General features: G+C 52.5%; 15 protein-coding genes. 5 read left to right on the forward strand and 10 right to left on the reverse strand.

The window, feature by feature from the left end:
* Positions 1-13: 13 nt before the first annotated feature.
* From FN037_RS24010 to galF, 6 genes are all read right to left on the reverse strand, one after another.
* Positions 14-2179, reverse strand: a complete 2166-nt coding sequence (locus FN037_RS24010) for a polysaccharide biosynthesis tyrosine autokinase (RefSeq protein WP_142503323.1) — start codon at positions 2177-2179, stop codon at positions 14-16.
* A gap of 17 nt (positions 2180-2196) precedes the next feature.
* Positions 2197-2631, reverse strand: coding sequence for a protein tyrosine phosphatase (locus tag FN037_RS24015; protein WP_142503324.1), 435 nt, complete (start codon positions 2629-2631; stop codon positions 2197-2199).
* A 2-nt stretch (positions 2632-2633) separates the two neighbouring features.
* Positions 2634-3770, reverse strand: coding sequence for a polysaccharide export protein (locus FN037_RS24020; protein WP_142503325.1), 1137 nt, complete (start codon positions 3768-3770; stop codon positions 2634-2636).
* A gap of 74 nt (positions 3771-3844) precedes the next feature.
* Positions 3845-5278, reverse strand: a complete 1434-nt coding sequence (locus FN037_RS24025; RefSeq protein WP_142503326.1) for a capsule assembly Wzi family protein — start codon at positions 5276-5278, stop codon at positions 3845-3847.
* 1002 nt (positions 5279-6280) lie between these two features.
* Complete coding sequence (locus tag FN037_RS24030; protein WP_138359887.1) at positions 6281-6910, reverse strand: phosphatase PAP2 family protein; 630 nt, start codon at positions 6908-6910, stop codon at positions 6281-6283.
* A gap of 606 nt (positions 6911-7516) precedes the next feature.
* Positions 7517-8413 (reverse strand): UTP--glucose-1-phosphate uridylyltransferase GalF, encoded by an 897-nt coding sequence (gene galF, locus FN037_RS24035; protein WP_171034829.1) that lies wholly within the window; start codon positions 8411-8413, stop codon positions 7517-7519.
* A gap of 3612 nt (positions 8414-12025) precedes the next feature.
* Here galF and FN037_RS24040 point away from each other — a divergent pair.
* From FN037_RS24040 to FN037_RS24055, 4 genes are all read left to right on the forward strand, one after another.
* Positions 12026-12205 (forward strand): hypothetical protein, encoded by a 180-nt coding sequence (locus FN037_RS24040; protein ID WP_142503327.1) that lies wholly within the window; start codon positions 12026-12028, stop codon positions 12203-12205.
* 2 nt (positions 12206-12207) lie between these two features.
* Positions 12208-13794, forward strand: coding sequence for a TerC family protein (locus FN037_RS24045; protein WP_138359890.1), 1587 nt, complete (start codon positions 12208-12210; stop codon positions 13792-13794).
* 430 nt (positions 13795-14224) lie between these two features.
* Entirely contained in the window at positions 14225-14935 is a 711-nt protein-coding gene (locus tag FN037_RS24050; RefSeq protein WP_142503328.1) for a DUF2384 domain-containing protein, read from the forward strand.
* On the forward strand, positions 14928-15581 hold the full coding sequence (locus tag FN037_RS24055) for an RES family NAD+ phosphorylase (RefSeq protein ID WP_142503329.1): 654 nt from the start codon (positions 14928-14930) through the stop codon (positions 15579-15581). The genes FN037_RS24050 and FN037_RS24055 overlap by 8 nt, the downstream gene beginning before the upstream one ends.
* 143 nt (positions 15582-15724) lie before the next feature.
* Here the strand turns inward: FN037_RS24055 and asmA are convergent, their stop codons facing one another.
* From asmA to alkA, 4 genes are all read right to left on the reverse strand, one after another.
* On the reverse strand, positions 15725-17575 hold the full coding sequence (gene asmA, locus FN037_RS24060) for an outer membrane assembly protein AsmA (RefSeq protein WP_142503330.1): 1851 nt from the start codon (positions 17573-17575) through the stop codon (positions 15725-15727).
* Between the two features lie 27 nt (positions 17576-17602).
* A complete protein-coding gene (gene dcd / locus FN037_RS24065; protein ID WP_138359894.1) occupies positions 17603-18184 on the reverse strand; it encodes a dCTP deaminase in 582 nt (193 codons plus the stop codon).
* Positions 18185-18274: 90 nt separating this feature from the next.
* A complete protein-coding gene (udk, locus tag FN037_RS24070; RefSeq protein WP_138359895.1) occupies positions 18275-18916 on the reverse strand; it encodes a uridine kinase in 642 nt (213 codons plus the stop codon).
* 331 nt (positions 18917-19247) lie between these two features.
* Complete coding sequence (alkA, locus tag FN037_RS24075) at positions 19248-20096, reverse strand: DNA-3-methyladenine glycosylase 2 (RefSeq protein WP_142503331.1); 849 nt, start codon at positions 20094-20096, stop codon at positions 19248-19250.
* Between the two features lie 136 nt (positions 20097-20232).
* Here alkA and yegD point away from each other — a divergent pair, with 136 nt between their 5' ends.
* Positions 20233-21588, forward strand: a complete 1356-nt coding sequence (gene yegD / locus FN037_RS24080) for a molecular chaperone (protein WP_138359896.1) — start codon at positions 20233-20235, stop codon at positions 21586-21588.
* Positions 21589-22241: the final 653 nt, after the last annotated feature.

The following is a 22241-nucleotide window of genomic DNA, read 5'->3' on the forward strand; positions in this document are numbered from 1 at the left end:
CCCGGCATTTGGATTACTTATCATCGGAATAAGAATAGCCATAGTGATTATAACCATAACCGTAATAACTACTTGCTTTTTTCACCATGCCATTGAGTATACAGCCTTTAACGACAACACCACTTTGTTCAAAGCGTTTAACACCAACCTCTATTTCTTTAATTGTGTTTTGCTCAAATCTAGCGATCAATAGTGTTGTGCCAACATAATGTCCAATAATGGCTGCATCCGTTACTGCTAAGATAGGTGGTGTGTCTAATATAACAATGTCATAATTTTCACTTGCCCAGTTTAGCAGTTCTTCTAGACGACGGTGCATTAATAACTCAGCTGGATTAGGTGGGACCACGCCACGTGAAATATAATCAAATCCTGCAATCGAAAAAGTTTTTATTGCCTTATTAATTTCAACCTTGCCAGACAGAACATCTGAAAGCCCATTATCATTGTTTAAATTAAATAATTTATGGGTATAACCTTTTCGCATATCCATATCAATAAACAAGACCTTCTGCCTAGTTTGCGCTATTACTGCCGCAAGGTTAGAACTGACAAAAGTTTTCCCCGCATTAGGACTGGCTCCGGAAATCATCAGTATATTGTTCCGCGCCTCCATCATCGCAAAATGTAAGCTGGTTCGCAAACCACGTATAGCTTCAATTGCCAAATCTGCCGGGTTTTCAACGGCTAAAAAGCTTTGAAATTCACTTCCTGATTTTTTACTCAATCTAAGAGATTGTGTGCTTCTTTTAGCAAACGTTTCCGAAACAGGTATACTTGCATAAACATTTATGCCTACCTCTTCCAGTTGTTCCGGACTTTCTATCCCTCTACGTAAGAACACCCTCAGCAGAACTAATCCTACCGATATCACCCCGCCTAAGATGATTCCAACTAATAAAATAATTACCTTTTTCGGTTTTACTGGCTTAGGTTGGGCTACAGCTGTATCAATAATTCGTACGTTGCCAATGGCGCTGGATTTAGCAATATTAAGTTCCTGTTGACGGTTTAGCAATTGCATATAAACTGCCTGCCCAGAATCAACATCCCGACTTAACTGTAAGATATCCTGTTGCGTTTTCGGCATGGCCGAAACACGTTGGTTAAGCTTGGCTTTTTCATCAAGCAAAGTTTGACGCTTTTCCAACAAAGCCTTATAGGTAGGATGTTCTTTGGTATATAGCTGTGAAATTTCTGATTCGCGAAACGTCAGTTCATTTAACTGGTTATCAACATTAACGATCTGCTCAAGAACTGATTTTGCCTCTAAAGAGAGATCCACTGAATCCTTTTGTCGCCGATATTGATTAAGTTTATCTTCTGCAATATCTAACTCATTGCGTACTTTAGGCAACTGTTCATTAAGAAACTCCAAGCTTTTGGCATCCTGTGCGGCCTGCCGCGCCACATTTTGCGCCAGATAATTATTACTGATGCTATTGAGTATTTTTTCCAGTAACAACGGATCAGGACCTGTTAATGACAGAGTTAACATTCCGGTATCTTTTCCCTGATCAGCAACTGAGAATGCATCTTGTAAGTCATTAATTGCTTTGAGCTTACTTACATAAGAAATAATATATTTAGAACCTGGTTCTGCCTCAATCTTATCAATCTTAAGAGCAATACCTTTGGTATTCAGTAAAACACCAACCTCTCCCGTCATCTCCTGATCGTTAAAAGTTACATTATAGTGTTTTTTGTCCTTAACCATCAGCTTCATTTCTGGAATATCCAGATCACTATCCGACGGTAAATAAAGTCTACTGACGACCAAACGACCTGGTTTTTGTCCGGTTAACCGCGACCACCCCTTGCCCAATAAGGGAAAATAGTCTTGCTCGACACGTGCCTGCAAATTTAGATCGTCAACTGTTTTCCCCAAGATCATCCGTGACTGTAATAGTGCGATTTCCGGTGCTGACTGCGGCTGGCTATCCGGTAACATTTGACTCAGGCTATTAAGGAGCGCATTGCCCTGTTTTTGCTCCACTTGCAATAGCGAGTCGGCCTGATAGATCGGGGTCGCAAATAGCGCATACAGAAGCGCAACAAGCGTAAATAATGCGGTAACGGAGATAATCAGCTTCCGATGATCAATTAACTCACCGATTAGGCGCCCTAAATCAATTTCATCCGCTTCTTTCTCGACGGTTCTGTTTTTCACTGATGACATGCCATTATTCCTGATAATTATGCGCCCAACTTCTCAACCCAACGTAAGCCAGCCTGCTCAATTAACTGATATACCGAAGCGAATGCTTCATCACTTTTTCGATATGGATCGGGGATTTCTTTTTGATTTATCCATTGGCCGAACAGCATCGTTTTCCCTCTGACTTCCGGCGCGATCCGCCCAATTTGTTCAAGATGCGATCTTTCCATTACCAGAATCAAATCATACTGACGGGCCAGTGCTGAGGTAAACTGCCGTCCTTGATGTCCTGCTAATGAAATTCCATGCTTTTCCGCAATCTTTACAGCACTCTCATCAGCGCCAGCGTCAACCAAGGCCCCCGTGCCGGCTGAATCTATTCTCTTATCAGGCAACGCTTGCCGCAAAAAACGTTCACCAATTGGCGAGCGGCAAATATTTCCAGTACAAACCACCAGAATCGAGTCAAACATAATCAATTCCAATTCTTAATATAACGAACGGTTTCTGTCATATCGTGTACACCCGTAATGGTCGGTACAAGTTGTGAAATGACACGATTCCAACGGACCAGCGGCGCAGTAGTCACATAGACAATATCATACGGCTGCAACTGGAATTCTGTCCCCAGAACCATCGCCGATGCATCCTGGGCATTAAGCTGGTAGATATTGGCAATCTTACCCTGCTTATCACCTTTTATTTGACGGATAACAAACACTCCGGTGGCATCACTATATTGTTGTGACATACCTTCCGCGCTGCCTAAGGCTTCTGCCAGGGTCATTCCGCTACGGTCCATCTTCAGTGTGCTCTGTTTACCCACTTCACCCATCACAAAGACTTTAAGATCATCGTTACGTGGCACAAATAAAATATCGCCGGGGTACAAGAGGCGATTCTGGGTGAGGTCGCCTTTCTGCATAAGTGCATACAGTGAAATTTTGGTATCTTTGCCGTTATGGGTCAGCACTACATTCCGCCAGTCTGCATCAGCGGCCAAGCCACCCGCTGCGTTGATCGCATCCATGACCGTTAGTGGAATATTGGTAATCGCTTGCTGACCAGATTTAGTCACCTCACCTGTCACATAGGCTTTCTGAGAACGAAACGCGGCAATGCTGACATCCACCTGTGGGCTTTCAATATAGGTGGTTAAACGGCTGGCAATTTCCTGGCGAACCTGACTGAGCGTTTTCCCCGCCACCTGGACCTTACCAATATACGGATAGAAAATTGTCCCGTCTGAGTTCACCCAGTTGCCGGTATCGCTGGCACTGCGGTACTGACCCGCTGGCGTGGTCAGTTCCGGGTGATCCCATACGGTGACCATGAGCACATCACCAATACCAATATGGTACTCATAGCTTTTTAGCAGGCTATCTAACTGCGGATTAGAGCGTGCAATCACCGGTTCAGGACGCAGTTGCTCCACAAGCCCCGGTGTCATTGGGTAAACATTCACCAGTTTATCCAGGTCATAATCGCTATCCGGTAGCTCAACCACATTCTTTCGCAGGCTGTTTAACCCCTGGCCCGGCATAATCGTACAACCGGATAAAAACCCTATCGCTAATGCCAATGCAGAAAATCTAACAATTTTTTTCGTCATAATGTCATATCATCAATAAACCAAAAGTTTTTAATCCCCTGACGACAGCAAGTTTTCCCGCCGTTGCGTTAAGGCTATAAATTAAAGGGAATTTCAATCCCGGCGCTCGCACCCACATCATCGCTATCGCTGTTATCTGCATCGGTGTACCAGAGAGACGTATTCAGGCGCACAGATTTATACACATCGCCGCTCCAGCCTAACTGGATCCCTTTGAGGGTATCTGCTTGCGGAAAGGCCTTATTAATCGACTGATTTTTCGGATTCACTTTTACATAAGCCAGACGCGCACTCCAGCGCTGGTTTTCTTCGGTGACCAGTTCAACTTTACCGGCGAAGAGCTGACCATCACCGCCCATCGCATCCCCGAGTGAATAACCTTGCTGATAGTAACCATCTTTATAGATATGGTGCGTATAACTATAGTTGGTCCGGCTCATATTGGTACGCGTATCATGGGCTTCCACATACCAGTTCACCGCATCTTTACCCCAGCTGTGGTGCCCTTCCACGCCACCCAGGAACATATTCGCCGATGGCAGATAGCCAGCCTCATCCTCACCGATCATCTGACCATAGAAACTCACTGGCCAACCTAAAGTCGGCTCTAACTTAAATTTAAAATCAAAGCCTGCAAGCTGGTTACCCGGTTCATTATCCGTCCCGGTATTATCCTTCCCGGTGAAACCATCCCAGAAACTGCTTAACGACTCCGGTCTCCCCTCACCGCCCCACTGCATAATGCGTGATGCGCCCAGTTCTAATGACTGGAACGGCGCAAAGGTCAGACGCCCGCCGATAATCTTGGTGTGGGGCACGGCGGTATATTGATTCATCTGGCTGGCGGAAATCTGATACTGCCACGGGCCAATCCAGCGCAGCCACCAGGTTTCCGGCGCGGCCTGTTCGGCACGCTGCATTAAAAAGCCGGTCATCGGACGAGCGGCATCCCCACGAATCAGGCTGCCTTCATAACCCGGCCCCCACCACTGCGACATCTGGCCGAAGGAGAGCCACTGATTCCACAGCTTCACCGCGCCATAAGCGCCGTTAGCGTTAAGGCGTGAGCCGTTGCTGATGCGTTCGTCGCCTTCAACATTCCCCTGCAGGTGAACATCCCACCATTCGCCACTGTTGTTAAAGGCTAGTGACAAAGAACTATCGGCAGGCTGGTTCTGACCAAATCCCTGCGGCGTACCCGGCTTATCGGTTGAGGTATAGCCGCTTACGCGAAAATCCGCTTTTAAAGCATCGAGACGTTGGTTGATTCGCGCCAGAACAATCTGTTCAGAAGAGTAGGACGGTTTTGCTTTTTTTAGCGCCCGGTTAATCTCTTCCTGGCTCAGCGGCCAGGTGGACAGGCTGAGGTGAATAACGCCACGATCGGAGAGCCATGCCAGGTCGTTACGCAGCTCGTTGTCATTCAGTACCAGGCCGGAAGCCCAGGCAAGTGAGCTGGTAGACGCAAGCAGTCCCAGAGCCAGTGCGATTCGCGTAATTTTTATCATTGAACAAGATCCATTTAAGCCCCGTTTCCGCAAGCCGATACAACAAGGGAAACACTGATAGACGCAGCGCTCTCTGGCGCCACCCCTGCTAAGTTCATGCGACAAATTTTGTTATGGCGGCAGCAAACTCAGACATGAACGCCATCCAGGGATCATGCCTGCTCCGCTTTTAGCAGCGAGCCTGCCGTACATAAATGTAAGCGAAATTATCATTAAAGGCCATTCCATAGCAGAGCGCGCACAGAGATTTCTCCCGCATGCGTTATACAGTCAACAGCGGGCCTGCTGACAAAGGCGTTAGTATATACAGCTTGTGGGGATAATCACCTGTGGGGGACGACTTTAAGAATTTTGTTCGCATGAGATGAGTGTAACAACAAACGGCAAAGCCCAGTCAGCAGGTACGCTACCGCCCGTGGCTTAACAGCTACCAATGCACTGTACTTCTTCGTTCATTTAATTCCGTTTAAATTCAACCGATCGCGTCAGCGAATCGGCAATTAATACAGCAAGGTAATCAATTTTTCGGCAATAAGTTTACGAGATTCTGCCGTCAATTGGGAGTGTAATTTTGATTATTTACTCCCATGCAACCGGCATAAGCAAAGGGTCTCATAACAATATTGTTTGCCGTCAAATACCTATAAACACATTCTAACCATCATCGCTTAAAAAATCGCAACAGCATGATTTTACTATCTTTTTTCCACATTAATTGTGTTGATTTACTTGCAAATTAATTATAATTAGTCAACTACAAGATTTAATAGTAAAAACAATTATATCCAACTGTTGTTTTCATTAATAAATTCGATATCTGGCCTGACACATTATTTAGGATACATCCTGGTTGATTATCATTATGCTAATTGTTGCGCACAATGTCATATCATCAATCTATTTCATGAATATGAAATGCGATACCGCCGCACGCCCCGCCATAGAGGGGCTCCATTCATACCGTGTGGCGAAGCGTACTCCCCACACTGTTGTCCGTTTCTGTCAGTAAAAACGCTTATGCAGATCGGCCCGGGTAAAGGGTTTATCCAGCGGGCCGATCTTAACCGCAATCTCCGCTAATAAAGACTGCGTTGGCGCTTTTGCTCCGGTGTTCAACAGCAACACAGGAATGATCAGCACGCTTGCCAGGCTTCCCCACGACAGAGGCGCGGTATGTACGCCACTGGCACGCAATTGCAGCCCCAGGAACAAGGCGCTTCCTGCCGCGCCTAACAGTAAACCGGCAACCACTTCCGAGGGTGAATGGGCATGAATGATTAATCGTGAGTAACCCACCAACCCGGCTAAGGCATAACCAAACAAAACCGAAAAAAGACGCACAACGGGTACAGCGCGTGAAGACAGCAGCCATAAAAGAATGGGCCAGAAAGCGGAGGATAATGCCGTGTGCCCGCTAAAACCGGTGAAATCCAGCTCGCGGTTCCCTATTCCCCACCCCATAAAGGCCAGTTTTGATGCGCAAACTATTGCGCCAGTAATGCCAAACACCAGCGCCCACTGCCAGGCCACTGACGTTGAATCCCTGCGCAATAAAAGGACGATAAACAACACGGCCGCACTGGGTAACAGCACGGTACTATCGCCAAAAAAAGTGACAAGCTGCCAGTTCATTTACTTTTCATCCTTTGACGATCTCTCCTGTCCGTAATGTCTATACTGCGACGTCAGTCCGGGCATACACATCCATGAACTTCACATTATTGTGCATACCTTATCCGTTGTTTAATGTGCAAACATGATCTCAGTCAAGTTTTATTTTGCTACCGCATGCGATTCAGGACTTATTTTTTAAGAAAAATCCTGGTAAGTGGTTATCAGCAAAGATTAAATTCAGCTAGTCCGACCATTCCATCATGAGGCGCTCTTTTTGACTACCAGAAACCTCCGAACGTTTTCCGCCTTGCCAGAGCGATACAACATAACAAAATAAATGTAACCCATTGTTTTACATTACTAATCTATTAAGACAAATCGTCACGGCCATTCAGGCAAATAAACGGATTCGCACCGCGGTTTATTAACAAACCGCGGCAACCGTTGATGTTTATATAGCCGTCATACTGCCCGTTTCCTGAGCGTGGGCAATAACCCGGCCCGTCTCAGGGCTTCGCTTTTTGAGCAAACACAAAAACTGAGCAAAAACGCCTGACGCATTTTTTCCCTGTAACGCAAATTATTCAGGGTATCCGTATACGCCTGAAAACGCCGGGTACAAAATTACGCTAATAGCTTTTTAATACTCTCGCGGAATTTTGCCCCTTCTTTATGGTTACGCAGTCCGTAGTTTACAAAGGCCTGCATATAACCCATTTTTTTACCGCAGTCGTAGCTGTCGCCGGTCATTAACATGGCATCGACCGCCTGCTTTTTCGCGAGTTCGGCGATGGCGTCGGTTAACTGAATACGGCCCCAGGCGCCCGGTTGCGTCCGTTCCAGCTCCGGCCATATATCAGCGGACAGCACATAACGGCCAACCGCCATCAGATCGGAATTCAGGGTCTGCGGTTCATCAGGTTTTTCAATAAACTCAATAATGCGCGCAACCTGGCCTTCGGACTCCAGCGCATCTTTGGTCTGAATCACAGAGTATTCGGAAAGGTCGCCATCCATACGTTTTGCCAGCACCTGGCTGCGGCCCGTCTCGTTAAAACGCGCCACCATTGCGGCGAGGTTATAGCGCAGCGGATCGGCGCTGGCGTCGTCAAGGATGACATCCGGCAATACCACGATAAACGGATTGTCGCCGACGATCGGACGGGCGCAAAGGATTGAATGGCCTAAACCAAGCGGCTGCCCCTGGCGCACGTTCATTATGGTGACGCCCGGAGGGCAGATGGCCTGCACTTCCGCCAGCAACTGGCGTTTTACGCGTTGCTCAAGCAGCGCTTCCAGTTCATAAGAGGTGTCAAAATGGTTTTCCACGGCATTCTTGGAAGAATGGGTCACCAGTACAATTTCTTTAATACCAGCAGCGACAATTTCATCAACGATGTACTGCACCATCGGTTTGTCGACAATTGGCAGCATCTCTTTTGGAATGGCCTTGGTGGCAGGCAACATATGCATCCCTAACCCTGCAACCGGTATAACTGCTTTCAAACTCACCATTATCATTCCCACCCATATGGTTATTAATCTATCGATTCCTGTCAGATTATTGTATCACTGGCATTTATCTATGATGATACACGGTTGATCACTCCCCTACTGTCAGTCAAATTCTGAAATTACAGATTAGTACTTAAGAATAGGCGCAAAACTCGCAGATCAGTAGCCAGATTTGAGAAAATTCTTATGTGTATCCAACCAACAGCATTCCTCAATAATTACAACAGGTTATAATTTTACGGTGTAATTTTAACGTATAAGATATAACGATAATACATATCTTTTGTCCCTCATTACGCTTTTGACACATGGTTATCTTTCAATATGAACCCGTGCAGGATAAGAGACCACTCATTAACCTCTGGTCAGGCAGAATAATCACTGATATTTATCATTTCATGATAAAATGCGCAAAATTAAGCCAGACTTGATGCATTTTACGCTCACTACGCGTTCTTCAATTTCGCTCGCTGAATAGCCTGCTATAGTCATCCGTTCAGATATTCATCACGCCTGGTGACTTTATCTTGTTGTGTCTATTTTTTAGATGCACAAAATTAACCTCTGTTTTTTTGCCATTTATATTGCCACATTATGATTTTGAGAATCCCATAAATATAGGGCTCCCCGCCTTCAGGCGGCTGAGGACCCGTAGCCCCGGTAAGCGTAGCGCCACCGGGGGATAACAAGCCCATTTAGCTATCATGCCCGCATTTTTGCCGGGTGGCGGCTGACGCCTTACCCGGCCTACTCACTGTCAGTCTTTCAGATGTGGCAGATATTTCCCCCGGTTTTTATCACCTTCAGCGGTCAGGCAGTTGCAGGTTTCCTGCGGGCTCACCGCAGGGGGGTTTGGCGCATCAGGGAAACCTGGCGGGAACGCAGGCGCGCATCCAGGACTGGCCGCCAGGACGGCGGCCAGAGGGCGGGTCGAGACAGGGACGTCGAGTCCCGCCCGGTCCGCCAGATGAAGCCGGAGTGGAGCGGACCGCGCAGCGGCAGGTTTCCAGCGCAATGCCGGGGGTGCAGGGGGACGGGCGAAACGTCCCCCTGCCCGTTCACTCGCAAGGATCAGAAAAACTATCTCCGTATTCACCGTGAACGGAACAGCCCGCTGAACCAGAATGTGAAGCAGGTTTAAGCGTGATGCCGAATCTGTATGAAATTATTGTGCCCGCATTTTTGCCGGGTGGCGGCTACGCCTTACCCGGCCTACTCACGGTCTACCGTCGCCCGTGAATGGGTGAGTTTTGTGCTTTCAGCAGAGTATTCGTCGCTGATTAAAGAAACAGTTTTTTATCATCTTCAGCGGCCAGGCAGTTGCAGGTTTACTGCGGGCTCACCGCCGGGGGGTTGGGCGCATCAGGGAAACCTGGCGGGAACGCAGGCGCACATCCAGGACTGGCCGCCAGGACGGCGGCCAGAGGGCGTGTCGAGACAGGACGTCGAGTCGCGCCCGGTCCGCCAGATGAAGCCGGAGTGGAGCGCACCGCGAAGCGGCAGGTTTCCAGCGCCATGCCGGGGGTGCAGGGGGACGGGCGAAACGTCCCCCTGCCCGTTCACTCGCAAGGGTCAGAAAACTATCGGCGTACTCACAGTGAACGGAACAGCCCGCTGAACCGGAATGTGAAGCAGATTTGAGCGTGATGCCGAATCTGTATGAAATTATTGTGCCCGCATTTTGCCGGGTGGCGGCTGACGCCTTACCTGATCTGGAATCCCATAAATACAGGCCCTACGCCACGGGTTCCGTTCACCGTAATCCCGCAGAAAATGAACTACCGTCGCCCGTGAACGGGTAAAGGGGGAGAAAACCGTCTCCCCCTTTACTATCCCCGCGGTCCCGCAAAGAAACCGGTGCTGCGCACTGCGCTCACCTCCCGACCCTCAGCCTGCGGTCGGCTCAACTCGACGGCCTGTCTCGATTCGCCTCTGGCCGCCATCCCTGGCGTCCAGCCCTTGTCTTCGGGTCTCCGGTTCGCCGGTTTCAGCGGGCACCAGGGCATCGCTGCGAGTTTTGTGGTTTCAGCAGGGTATTCGTCGCTGTTCGTTTTTTCAGGAGAGGTTCTGTGTTTTATCACCCTCAGCGGCCAGACAGTTCCAGGTTTCCTGCGGGCTCACCGCCGGGGGGTTGGGCGCATCAGGAAAACCTGGCGGGAACGCAGGCGCACATCCAGGACTGGCCGCCAGGACGGCGGCCAGAGGGTGGGTCGAGACAGGGACGTCGAGTCCCGCCCGGTCCGCCAGATGAAGCCGGAGTGGAGCGCACCGCGCAGCGGCAGGTTTCCAGCGCCATGCCGGGGGTGCAGGGGGACGGGCGAAACGTCCCCCTGCCCGTTCACTCGCAAGGGTCAGAAAACTATCGGCGTACTCACAGTGAACGGAACAGCCCACGGGACCGGAATATGAGAGTCCGGCACTGCGTTCGCCTCCCGGTCAGCGCAGCGCCACCGGGGGATAACAAGCCCATTTAGCTATCATGCCCGCATTTTTGCCGGCTGGCGCCTTACCTGACCTACTCACTGTCAGTCTTTCAGGTGAGGCAGAGGTATTTTCCCCAGTTTTTATCACCTTCAGCGGCCAGACAGTTGCAGGTTTCCTGCGGGCTCACCGCCGGGGGGTTGGGCGCATCAGGAAAACCTGGCGGGAACGCAGGCGCGCATCCAGGACTGGCCGCCAGGACGGCGGCCAGAGGCTGAGTCGCGGCAAGGATGCCGCGTCTCAGCCGGTCCGCCAGATGAAGCCGGAGTGAAGCGGACCGCGCAGCGGCAGGTTTCCAGCGCAATGCCGGGGGTGCAGGGGGACGGGCGAAACGTCCCCCTGCCCGTTCACACGTAACGAACAGAAAGACTGACTGCGTACTGACAGTGAACGGAACAGCCCACGGAACCAGAATGTGAAGCAGGTTTAAGCGTGATACCGAATCTGTATGAAATTATTGTGCCCGCATTTTTGCCGGGTGGCGGCTACGCCTTACCCGGCCTACTCACGGTCTACCGTCGCCCGTGAATGGGTGTGTTTTGTGATTTCAGCAGAGTATTCGTCGCTGATTAAAGAAACAGTTTTTTATCACCTTCAGCGGTCAGGCAGTTGCAGGTTTACTGCGGGCTCACCGCCGGGGGGTTGGGCGCATCAGGGAAACCTGGCGGGAACGCAGGCGCACATCCAGGACTGGCCGCCAGGACGGCGGCCAGAGGGTGGGTCGAGACAGGGACGTCGAGTCCCGCCCGGTCCGCCAGATGAAGCCGGAGTGGAGCGCACCGCGCAGCGGCAGGTTTCCAGCGCCATGCCGGGGGTGCAGGGGGACGGGCGAAACGTCCCCCTGCCCGTTCACACGCAAGAGTCAGAAAAACTATCTCCGTATTCACAGTGAACGGAACAGCCCGCTGAACCGGAATATGAGGCGCTTGCACAGCACCACCAGGGAGATAACAGGCCGGTTTTCGCTACCATGCCCGCATTCCTGCCAGGTGGCGGCTGGCGCCTTACCTGGCCTGAAACTGACGGTGAACGGAACAACCCACTGAATCAAATGGGTAAAAACGAAAAATGCACCATCTTTGCCATAACCGCCAAAATAGCGATTGCCATTAACCAATCAAACAAACGACAACACCGATGGCGCGCTTAACCGATCGGCATCAGCCAGATGCCCATCATTCAGCAATCAATCTGCACAATCATCGCAATGGCGATTCCTTACCTGATGCGCCGGAGAAGGCAGAAAACATTGCATTTCATCCCTGGCTTATTCATGATCGATTGATGGTACTTTTAGGTTGTAAAGGTTTTAACTGATTATGGAATGGATTGCCGACCCCTCAATCTGGGCAGGTCTCATAACGCTCGTCGTCATCGAACTGGTACTCGGTATTGATAACCTGGTCTTTATCGCCATTCTCGCGGAAAAACTCCCCCCTGCGCAGCGCGACCGGGCACGGATAACCGGCCTGCTACTGGCAATGGTGATGCGCCTGCTGCTGCTGGCATCTATCTCCTGGCTGGTCACGCTCACCAAACCGCTGTTGACCTGGCATGATTTGAGCTTTAGTGCCCGGGATCTGATCATGCTGTTCGGCGGTTTATTCCTGCTGTTCAAAGCGACGGTTGAGCTTAACGAGCGGCTGGAAGGGAAGGACAGCGATAACCCCACCCAGCGCAGAGGGGCGAAATTCTGGGGCGTGGTCGCGCAAATCGTGGTGCTTGACGCCATTTTCTCACTCGACTCGGTGATTACCGCCGTCGGCATGGTTGACCATCTGGCGGTGATGATGGCCGCGGTGATCATTGCCATTAGCCTGATGCTGATGGCCAGCAAAGCCCTCACCCGCTTTGTGAACAGTCACCCGACGATCGTTATTCTCTGTCTGAGTTTCCTGTTAATGATTGGCTTTAGCCTGATAGCCGAAGGCTTTGGCTTCCCGATTCCAAAAGGATACCTGTACGCGGCAATCGGCTTCTCGGTGATGATTGAATCCTTTAACCAACTGGCGATTTTCAACCGCCGTCGCTTTCTTTCCGCCAATATGACGCTGCGGCAAAGAACTACCGAAGCGGTGATGAATCTGTTAAGCGGACGTAAGGACAATAATGAGCTGGACAGCGACAGCGCCTCGCTGGTTGCGGAGCATGACGACACCCCGCTGTTTAACCCTCAGGAACGGCGGATGATTGAGCGGGTACTGAATCTCAATCAACGTACGGTCAGCAGCATCATGACCTCGCGTCATGATATTGAACACATTAACCTCAGCGCCCCGGAAGAAGAGATCCGCGCCCTGCTGGATAAAAATCAGCATACCCGTCTGGTGGTCACCGGCGGTAATGACGATGATGATATGCTCGGCGTCGTGCATATTATCGACCTGCTGCAGCAGTCGCTCCATAACCAGCCGCTCAATCTCAAGGCCCTGATTCGCCAGCCGCTGGTATTCCCGGAAACGCTGCCGCTGCTGCCGGCACTGGAGCAGTTCCGCAACGCCAGAACCCACTTTGCCTTTGTCGTCGATGAATTTGGCTCCGTTGAGGGAATTGTGACTCTCAGCGACGTGATGGAAACCATCGCCGGTAATATGCCTAATGAAGCGGAAGAGATTGATGCCCGCCATGATATTCACAGCAACAGCGACGGCAGCTGGACGGTCAATGGCCATATGCCGCTGGAGGATTTAGTTCAGTACGTTCCTCTGCCGCTGGATGAAAAACGCGAGTACCACACGGTTGCCGGTCTGCTGATGGAGTATCTGCAGCATGTCCCGCAGGAGGGCGAAGAGGTGGTAATTGACGGATATGTTCTGCGCACGTTGCAGGTTGAAAGCCATCGGGTGCAAAAAGTCCAGATAGTCCCGCCGGTGCAGGAAGAAGCAGAGCTGGATTATGATGTGTAATGCCGCCGGAGAGGCAGCGTAAGAATCTTGCGGACGACGACGGGTGGCAAACCTGTTTTAGCTATTGCGCCAGTCTGATTACGCCGGGCGGCGGCTAACGCCTTGCCCGGCCTACAAAAGCGACGATCTCAATGTTCTGCCAATTTACCGCAGGCCCGCGCAAGCGGGTAGTGTAAACCCACCACACTTTGCCAAAAAATCGATAATCCGATGTAACAGAACCTTCTGCACATGGCGTACTAGCGGAATATCGAATATATTGTATATATACTCGTCATACTCCAGGTTGCTTATGTGTTGGTTTCGCTCATTCGCCCCAGTCACATTGCTATCTATGCTCCCGGGGACTCACTCCCTTACCATCTTTAAGCAACTCGAATTATTTAGGGTATATACGATATATGGTTAAGCTACGGCGAGGAATCAGATCATGATCACACGAGGCAAAGACGCTGATTTTGAAATCATTGCAGTCCCGGAAGGCAATATTTCGTATGTTAAGACTCATGACGGGCATGCCGACGTTACTATTACGGTGCCGGATCTTCATGATGGACAGGAAGACCGGTACTATGTACTGAAACACCCCCCATCAATTAATGACGTCGCCTTTAAAATTGCACTTGAAGCCGCTCTCCATGCGGTAACAGGGTTGAGCCAACTTCCCACGACTGCACAAAACAAAACGGCTTCGGCACAGGCTAAGGCCAAAGGCAGACAAAAGAACGCAGGCACAACTAATACAGAACGTCTGGAGAAACTTAAAAAGAACATCCTGGATGATAGCGAATGGCTCCCTGCTCAGGAAGTTTCACGCCGGGGAGGGGCCAGCGCCAGTGTGAAAAACCCCAGTGGGTTACCCAATCGCTGGAAACGGACAGGAAAGATTTTCGCCATAACATCGGAAGGGAGGGACCTGTATCCAGCATATGCGCTGGATATTGGCGGGCAGCCCCTGCCACAGATGAGAAAGATTATAGCGCTGTTCGGGGAAACAAAAACAGCCTGGTCGCTGGCCGTTTGGTTTGGCACCCCTAACAGTTGGTTGGGTAATAAAAAACCCAAAGATCTCCTGATCTCAGCACCAGAGCAGGTATTGGAAGCCGCATTAAGGGCTAAGGAAGGGCCTGTTCATGGTTAAAAAAATCAAAACCCCCAAAGAAACTGATAATCTTTCGACCAGGCTGACAACCTGGCCAAAAGGAAAAACCATTGAACGAATCCATTCATCACAGTTTGGCGCGACAGAGTTTAATCCAGGAAAAGGGAAAGGCAGGTTCAGCCCAATTATTAAAAGCGAAGGCAGCAACATCCCTACATTATATGGTGGGGAAACCCTGCCTGTCGCCCTAATGGAAACGGTGTTACACGATCTCCCCATTCCCTGCGAAGACGCGCCTGTGGAGCTGTCCACTCTCGACAACCTTGCCCGAAGCCAGATTTCCGCCAAAAAAGATATTCAACTTGTTGACCTCAATCCCCGGTTTATGAAGAGAGTTGGCATCACGCAGGGCGATTTACTCGGGTCCTCCGCGGATAATTACCCGGAAACGCGTAAATGGGCCGAAAAAATCCATAATGATAATCCTGAGGCCCACGGAATCCAGTGGCCTTCTAAACAGCATGGCGATAAAGCCATTATGTTGTTTGGAGATCGCGTAGATATTCGCGATCTCGACGTGACTGTCGATTCCGAACCGGCCTCAATATCAACAGACGTTAATAACGAACTCACAGCTCTGGCCGAAGAAATGGCTCTGGTGCTGATCCCCAAGGCGTTGGTATAGAGAAGACATCTCTACCAAAGAATCAGATTGCCGATAAACGGTGATTGCCCGGCCTACAAATCACCGGGCCTGATGTTGCTACCGTGCCCGTCTGTTGCCGGGCCCGGCGAACCGGAATGCCGGCATAACGCGCGTTGACGCGCTTACAGCTTATCCAGAAGCGTCTTCACATCCTTGCTGTCCCGGCTATTTTTATTGCGCTCGACCCACTCATTAAGCCGCTTTTTCGCTTCATCCTGCAGCTGTTTCCGCAGAATCTGGTCAACCTGCAGACTGTAGTTCATCGCCTGCCAGTTGCCATAAATACGCAGCGGGATCGCGGTCTGTCTGAGCCGCTCAATCAGCTTGCTCTCCCCTTTCCAGCCGCCGAGCACCTGCACGTTGAAGCGCATATCGCATGCTTCTTTCAGCAGGTTAAGCTCACCCTGCCCCGTCAACGCCAGCAGCGCGGATTGCCCCTGCATATGACTTAAGGTGACCACGCCCTTCGCCAGCGCCAGAGAGGTGTTAAACGTATCCAGCCGGGTGGCGTTATCACCGACGTTATCCTCCGTCTGGAGATTAGCGCTGCGCGCAATAGCCTGCTGCACCAGTTGCTGGAAGTTGAGCCCTTCCGCGCGGGTATCCGTCATCTGAATTTGCGCCTCTCCCCGCCAGTTGCGGCGGAAATCATCGGCATCAATCTTCTCGCCAGAGAACTCGCCGTTCAGAGAGAGTTTGCCGCTAAGGTTTAGCGAATAGTTAAAGGCCCGCAGAATCGAACCGATCTCAACATTGTCCAGCTGCGGCTGAAACGACGCTTGCGGCGTCCCGCCGCGGGCATCCAGAGAACCGGGCAACGACAGCCGTCCGCCATCCAGATTCCCCTGTAGCTTCGCGATCGTCAGCAGCCCCTGCTGATTGCGAATATCGCCATTCACCTGCGTAAAATGCATGCCCCGCCACTGTAACTGATCGGCCTTCAGGGTCATGCGGGCATTAAAACCACGCAGGGCATTATAATCCTGCTGCATACCGCTATCCGCGATCACCGGACGTAACGGCGGGCTCAGATTTTGCCCTTGCTGATTAACGCCGTTATCCCTGGCCGCTGAGGTATGGCTGAGGAGACGGTCAAGGTTCAGCGTCCCCGCCTGCAGGTTCAGCGTCCAGTCGGGCTGCGCCCCCAGCACGACGCTGGCATTCCCGGCAAGCGTCGTGCCGTTAGCCGATAAATTCAGCTTGTCGAAGCTAAGCTTTTTGGCATCCTCCAGCCAGCTTACCTGCATGCTACCCTGGCCGTTAATCCCTTCCGCAGGCAGTTCCGCTCCACGCAGTTGCCAGTCTAGCTGCGAAATCTCCGCTTTCAGGGAGTGAGGATAATCCCCGCCCTGAATCTGCGCGGATAAAGAGAGCGCCAGATCCCGCTGATCGCGGTTAATCCGCCCTGAAAATTCAAGCCCGGCACGATGGTTTTCATCCTGCTCCATCTGCAGATGGATATCTCGCACCGTAACCTGTTCGCCATCTTCATGCTGAAAGAAGAGCACGCTATCGACAACCTGCAATTGCCGGACATCGTACGACCAGCCGCGATCCTCAGGCGCCTGCGGCAGCGTATTTTCATGCGGGACCACCGGCGCATCCTGGCTGCGCACGGCTGCGGTTTTGGATGTCAACTGGATAACCGCGCCTTTCAGCATCACCTGCTTTACCTGCAACTGATGGGTAATCAGCGGGAACAGCGCGACGTCAAGGCGCATATTATCCGCACGCACGATCGGCTCTTCGGCGCCGGGCGCGGTCAACGTCATACGGCCTGAGAGGATGCTGAGCTGCGGCCAGACGTGCCAGCGCAAGGGGCCATCCAGCGCCAGCTGGTAGCCGCTACGATTCGCCACCTCTTTAATCATATAGGCGCGAAAATCGTTGGGATTAACCAGCAATACCAGCGCGGTAAGACCGGCGACAACCACCGTCAGCAAGATCATCAGCGTGGTCAGAATTCGTCTCATGACATCCTCAGCAAACCACTAAAATTATCAATCCTTGTCGATACGACTCGCCACCGCACCCTGCTGGTCGCGGTATTTAGCGTCTTCGCGGCGGTTATAAGGCCGCGCCGCCGGGCCGGATAAAGGTTCAAAGCTTAACGCCCCGATAAGCATTCCCGGGCGCAACGCCAGCGGCAGCTTACCTGAATTATAGAACTCCAGCACAATACAGCCGGACCAGCCAGGATCGATACGGTGGGCGGTCACATGCACCATTAACCCCAGCCGCGCCAGCGAAGAACGGCCATCGAGCCAGCCGACCAGATCCGCCGGTAGCGTCACCGATTCAAACGTCACCGCCAGCGCCAGCTCGCCCGGATGCAGGAAAAACGCGTCGCCATCCTGCAGGACGATCTCCTCGCTCATTACGCGATCCAGCGCGGCGCTCACTTCCGTTTTCGGCCCGCTCAGGTCAATAAAGCCCGCCGTATGGCCGCGAAAGGTGCGGAATTTATTCCCCAGACGCACATCGACCGTCGCGCCATTAATGCGCTCAACCGGCGGGCGCGGATTAATCGCCAGCCGCCCTTCATCCAACCAGGCTTCTATATCTCGGTCGCACAGACGCATGAACGTTCTCCTTTAAGGCATTGCGCCCTTACGCCTTCCGGGGATAAGGGCAGGTTGTCTTCTCTTTGCACGTTACACAATTCGTTGGGGTTATTCAAAGAACTGACTGATTTTGGCCTTCAGAATATCGATAGCAATGCGGTTCTTACCGCCGCGCGGCACAATAATATCCGCATACTGCTTGGACGGGTCGATAAACTGCAGGAACATCGGGCGCACCGTTTTCTGATACTGCGCCATCACCGAATCCATTGAACGCCCGCGCTCGTTCACGTCGCGCTTGATACGGCGCATCAGGCAGATATCCAGCGGGGTATCGACAAAAATAGAGAAGCTGAGTTCATTGCGCAGGCGGGCGTCGGTCAGCAGGAGGATCCCTTCAAGGATGATCACTTTCTTCGGCTCAATATGGATGGTTTCCGGCATTCGGGTATGCTCAACGTAGCTATATACCGGCAGTTCAATCGGCTCGCCGTTCTTCAGCATCTGTAAATGCTGCAACAGCAGGCTGTGATCCATCGAACTGGGGTGATCGTAGTTGGTTTTTACCCGCTCTTCCATCGACAGATGACCTTGATCCTTATAATAACTGTCTTCCGGAATAACGCCGATATGTTCATCGCCGACCTGTTCACGTAATTCACGATAAAGCGTACTGGCGATAAGGCTTTTGCCCGAAGCCGATGCGCCGGCGATGCCTATGATGACGCACTGATGAGACGTATCAGTCATAACTTTTTTGCGACCTGATTAACCTGGAAATGTATACACTCGACCGTTCAAGCTGCCTTGTTGTCGGCGGCGTTGCTCGCTCAGTTCCCTGACGTTCGTCAGTTCCGGGGCTCACGTCCCCGCCGCGTTACACCGCTTGCCGCCTCACATTTTCGGGGCCAGCGCGGTTCAAAACGCTAACGCGCCTGGGGCGCATCTTGAATGATTTTGCGTATATGAAGGGTGGCGGTTAACCGCCAAACGCCGCAATTATAGGGATTTCAGCGCGTTGATACCAGTGCTATAGGTTTCATCCTGTAAACCGCCGTGTGGCAGGCAACGCAGCCCGGTCCTATTCCGCCTCCGGCAGCCAGCCTTCGCTATACCATATATGCAGCAATGCATAGGAACGCCACGGCTGCCAACGGCTGGCATAGCGCGCAATCCGCGTTGGCGTCATGCCGGGGAAACGCTGTTTAATCAGATAATCATCGGCCAGAAAGATATCCCGCGCCTGCCAGCCGCGTAGCGCGAAATAGTTCGCCGTCCAGCGGCCAATACCGGGTAGCGTCTGTAACTGCTTTATTCCGGCCTCAATATTATCCGGCGCGACCAACGGCAGGTCGCCGCTGATGGCTGCCTGCGCCAGATGAATCAGCGCCTGCGCGCGCCGTAGGGGCATCCCCAGCGCCTTCAACGCCAGCGGATCGGTCGCTGCCAGCTGTTGCGGTCGCGGAAACAGAGAAAAACCGGGCGCATCGGGCAGCGGCTGGCCGCAAAGCGCCACCACTTTGCCGGTCAGCCTGGCCGCCATCGCCACGCTGACCAGTTGCCCCAGTACCGCGCGAACCGCTTGTTCAAAAGCATCGAGGGAGCCAGGCAGGCGCAACCCCGGCCCGTTCTGCGCAAGCGGACCCAGCGTCGTGACAATCTGCTGCGGCTCGCAGGATAAATCAAACAAGCGCCCAATCCGCGCCAGGCATTGGTCCTTTACCGGCTGTAATCCCGCGGAAAGCGTCACCCGCATCCCCTGCGCGGCGTCATCCGGGACGACGGTAATCAGCCCCGCATGCCCCTTCAGGGCGAAGCTGCGGATGTAGCGCCCGTCGGTAAAGGTTTCAACGCCCTGCACCGCACGGGCGCCAAGAAAACGAAACATCCACCGCCAGTCATAGGGAGAGTGCCAGGGTAACAGCGTCATCATTGCTCCTTTTTCTGCACGTCAATGATAGCGGTTTCGCGCCAGAGGTGCCTTGCTTTTAAATTCCAGTTGTCGCTGTCGCGCCAATCCGCTAAAGTCGCCCCCCTTCTTCACCGGCATGGGGATTTTGCAGGCTATGTTTATTGGTTTTGACTACGGTACCGCCAACTGTTCAGTGGCGGTAATGCGCGAAAATACGCCGCAACTGCTGACGCTGGAGAATGGCAGTGCCTTGCTGCCATCAATGCTTTCAGCCCCCACGCGCGAAGCGGTCAGCGAATGGCTTTATCGCCATCATAACGTCCCGACCCACGGTGATGAGAACCAGGCGCTGCTGCGGCGCGCCATCAGTTACAACCGCGATGAAGATATCGACGTACTCAGTCATAGCGTGCAGTTTGGCCTCGCCTCTCTGCATCAGTACATTGATGACCCGGAAGAGGTCTACTTTATCAAGTCGCCAAAATCGTTCCTCGGCGCCAGCGGGCTCAAGCCTCAGCAGGTGGCGTTGTTCGAAGATTTAGTCTGCGCCATGATGCTGCATATTAAGCTGCAGGCACAAACGCAGCTGACGGAAACTATCGACCAGGCGGTTATCGGGCGACCGATAAATTTCCAGGGGCTCGGCGGCGATGTGGCCAATGCGCAGGCTCAGGGGATACTGGAACGTGCGGCAAAGCGCGCCGGATTTCGCGACGTGGTGTTCCAGTTTGAACCGGTGGCCGCCGGGCTGGATTTCGAAGCGACCCTCACGGAGGAAAAACGCGTTCTGGTTGTCGATATCGGCGGCGGCACCACCGACTGCTCGTTGTTGCTGATGGGGCCGCCGTGGCGGCAAAAGGCCGATCGCCAGCAAAGCCTGCTTGGCCACAGCGGCTGCCGCGTCGGCGGTAACGACCTGGATATCGCGCTGGCGTTTAAATGCCTGATGCCGCTGCTGGGGATGGGCGGCGACAGCGAAAAAGGTATCGCGCTGCCAATTCTGCCGTGGTGGAACGCGGTGGCGATTAACGACGTACCAGCGCAGACTGATTTTTACAGCGCCGCCAATGGCCGCTTGCTGAACGATTTGCTGCGCAGCGCCCGCGATAGCGAGAAGGTCGCGCTGCTGCTGAAGGTCTGGCGCCAGCGTCTGAGCTATCGTCTGGTGCGTAGCGCGGAAGAGAGCAAAATCGCCCTTTCCGCACAGCCGAGCGTTACGACTGGCCTCCCCTTTATCAGCGAAGATCTGGCGACAGCCATTAGTCAGCAGGGGCTGGAAGCCGCCCTGAGTCAGCCGTTGGCCCGTATTATGGAGCAAGTTCAGCTGGCGCTGGATAACGGCAATGACAAACCGGATGTCATTTACCTGACCGGCGGCAGCGCCCGTTCTCCGCTGATTAAACAGGCGCTGGCGGCCCACCTGCCGGGAATTCCCGTTGCCGGTGGCGATGATTTTGGTTCGGTAACCGCCGGGCTGGCCCGCTGGGCGCAGGTGGTGTTTGGTGAGTGACGTCAGGTCTTTTTCAGGTAATGCAGCGAGGGGCGCGGGTCGGGTAGCGCCGCGCCACCGGGGGATGGCAGGCAAATTTTAGCTACCATGCCCGAATTCCTGTCAGGTGGCGGTTAACGCCTTACCTGACCTGGAAATTGATGAATACCAGGCCCCCCTCCTTCAGGCGGCTGAGAACCCGTAGCCCCGGTAAGCGCAGCGCCACCGGGGAATAACAAGCCCATTTAGCTGTCATGCCCGCATTCCTGTCAGGTGGCGGCTGGCGCCTTACCTGACCTGGAAACCCATAAATACCGGGCTCCCCGCCTTCAGGCGGCTGAGGACCTGTAGCCCCGGTAAGCGCAGCGCCACCGGGGGATAACGGGCGAGTTTTTGCTATTATGCCCGTATTCCTGTCAGGTGGCAGTTAACGCCTTACCTGACCTGGAAATTGATGAATACCAGGCCCCCTCCTTCAGGCGGCTGAGGACCCGTAGCCCCGGTAAGCGCAGCGCCACCGGGGGATAACAAGCCCATTTAGCTATCATGCCCGCATTTTTGCCGGGTGGCGGCTACGCCTTACCCGGCCTACTCACTGTCAGTCTTTCAGATGTGGCAGATATTTCTCCCGGTTTTTTATCATCTTCAGCGGCCAGACAGTTTCAGGTTTCCTG

The sequence above is a fragment of the Klebsiella sp. 2680 genome (assembly GCF_900198535.1).
GTDB lineage: Bacteria > Pseudomonadota > Gammaproteobacteria > Enterobacterales > Enterobacteriaceae > Klebsiella > Klebsiella indica.